This is a genomic window from Methylobacterium sp. WL103, assembly GCF_008039885.1.
GTDB classification, from domain to species: domain Bacteria; phylum Pseudomonadota; class Alphaproteobacteria; order Rhizobiales; family Beijerinckiaceae; genus Methylobacterium; species Methylobacterium cerastii.
This window is the reverse complement of the sequence record NZ_VRUX01000690.1, coordinates 1-2,056: the sequence shown is the minus strand read 5'-3', so window position 1 is coordinate 2,056 and position 2,056 is coordinate 1. Positions and strand designations below refer to the sequence as shown.

Genomic DNA, 2,056 nt, shown 5'->3' with positions numbered 1-2,056 from the left:
AGCCGGGCGGCGCGCGCGTTCACGGCCGGCAGCGCCAGCAGCGCGCACAGGGTCGCCACCAGGAAGCCGAGGGCGAAGACCATCACGGTTTCGATCACGCGGGCGAACTCGTTCCCTTGAGCGACGCCGCGCGGCGGACCCCTGCCCGCTCGTGCGACGACGCGACCACACGCCGAAACGGGCACCGGAACCCGAGCTGAACCCGTGCACCGCGCCCGCGAGCCGGGCATGCCCGACCAACGTTGGCGCTCAGTCTAACCGGTTTTGGACGCGGGCGCGAAATCGCGATTCGCGACGCCTCAGAACGGGTTCCAGGTCGGCGTGCCGGTGAACTTCAGATAGCCGACGTTGATGCCGAGCCGCGCGCCGACGCCGGTGCGGATCGGGACCACGACGATGCCGTCGTTGGTCACCGCCGTCATGCCGAAGCCGCCGACGAAGTAGGCCGAGCCGTCGACGCCGCCGAAGCGGCGGTAGATGCCCTTCACCGCCGGCAGGTTGTAGACCAGCATCATGGTGCGGTCGCCGTCGCCGCCGATGTCGAACCCGAGGGTCGGGCCCTGCCAGTAGATCCGGCGCTGGCCGGCGTTGCGGGTGTAGAGCGTACCCTCGCCGTAGCGGACGCCGCCGACGATGGCGCCGGAGGCCTCCTGCCCGAGGATGTAGCCGTTGGGCTCGCCCCAGCGCTTGGTCGCCTCCTGAACGGTCAGCGCCAGCCCGCGCGAGACGTTGCCGAAGAACTTGTGCCCCGAATCGACGATCTCGCCCGGGCGGAAATTCTCGGGCGCGCCAGGGTCGTCGACACCGCGAGCAAGGGCGGCGCCTGGAAGCAAGCCGAGCACGGCGAGGCCGGCCGAACCGAGGCCGGCCAGAGCATGGCGGCGGGTCGGTGTCGGATGGCGTTTCGCGTCGGCTTGGCAGAGATGGTTTGTGCGGGGAGAATCGGGTGCGGTCATGGTTCCTCCTCGATCCGCTCGGGGCGGCGCCTTCACGGGACGCGGTCGCGCGCCTGGACGAAGCCCTGCGTTCGCCCCCCGGACAAGCGGCAGGCCTTGCGCCGCTCCGCACGACGATCGATGAGGCCGCGAAACCGGTTGCGAACGTCGGGCTCAAGAAAACGTCGGGCTCAAGAACTGGGGACCAAGTGGACACGATGTGGTTAACGCGACGTGACTGCGCCGGCCTCGTCCTGGCGGGTCTCGCCGGGCCCGCACGCGGCCAGACGCCGGCGTCCGGCTATCTCGGGCTCGCGGGGTTCGACCCGGTGAGCTACTTTCTGCCGGAGGGGCCGCAGCCGGGCCTGGCGACGTTCGAGGTCTCGGGCGCGGGTTGGAGCTGGCGCTTCGCCAGCGCCGCCAACCGGGCCGTGTTCCTGCGCGACCCGACGGTCTACACGCCGCGGCTCGGCGGCTACGACCTCGTCGGCATCCTCGACGGGCGGCTGGTCGACGCGGACCCGCTCGTCTTCGCTCTGGTGGACGAGCGCCTCTACCTGTTCCGAAACGCCGAACACCGCGACCGGGTGGTGGCGGACCCCGGCCTCGCGGCGAAGGCCGAGGCGTCCTGGCCCACCCTGCAGGGGCTCACGGACGGAGCACGGGAGTGAGCTCGGGCACGCCTGCGCTCTCTCGCGGCCGCAGGATCGGCCCCCGGTCGGGCAGCGCGACGCGGGCGGCGAGCGCGGGGTCGCCGAGCGCCGCGAAGGGGCCGTTGCGGTAGGCCATCGCGTGCCGGCCGTAGATGATCGGCCGCCCGGTCGGGGTCACGACCCGGCCGCCGGCCGCGGTGAGGATGTGGTCGCCGGCCGCCGTGTCCCATTCCATGGTCGGGCCGCAGCGGACGTAGAGGTCGGCCTCGCCCGAGGCGATCAGCGCGAACTTGAGGGCCGAGCCGGCCGGCCGCCGTTCCGTGACGCCGAGGGCGTCGAGGCAGGCTTCGGTCTCGATGTCGCCGTGGCGGCGGCTGCCCAGGGCCGTGAGCCCGTCCTTCGGCTCCGGGCGGGTGTGGACGGCGCGGATGGAGCCGGGCCGACCCGCCTCGATCGGCGCTTCGTGCG

At 72.5% G+C, this 2,056-nt stretch carries 3 protein-coding genes; 1 reads left to right on the top strand and 2 read right to left on the bottom strand.

Annotated elements, in window-relative coordinates:
* Nucleotides 1-299: 299 nt before the first annotated feature.
* On the bottom strand, nt 300-956 hold the full coding sequence (locus tag FV222_RS24270) for an EipA family protein (RefSeq protein ID WP_147752617.1): 657 nt from the start codon (nt 954-956) through the stop codon (nt 300-302).
* 197 nt (nt 957-1,153) lie between these two features.
* Here FV222_RS24270 and FV222_RS24265 point away from each other — a divergent pair, with 197 nt between their 5' ends.
* On the top strand, nt 1,154-1,606 hold the full coding sequence (locus tag FV222_RS24265; protein ID WP_246685637.1) for a YHS domain-containing (seleno)protein: 453 nt from the start codon (nt 1,154-1,156) through the stop codon (nt 1,604-1,606).
* Here the strand turns inward: FV222_RS24265 and FV222_RS24260 are convergent.
* Nucleotides 1,584-2,056, bottom strand: a 473-nt coding sequence (locus tag FV222_RS24260) for an inositol monophosphatase family protein (RefSeq protein WP_281406917.1), incomplete at its 5' end; no start/stop codon positions are given. The genes FV222_RS24265 and FV222_RS24260 overlap by 23 nt on opposite strands.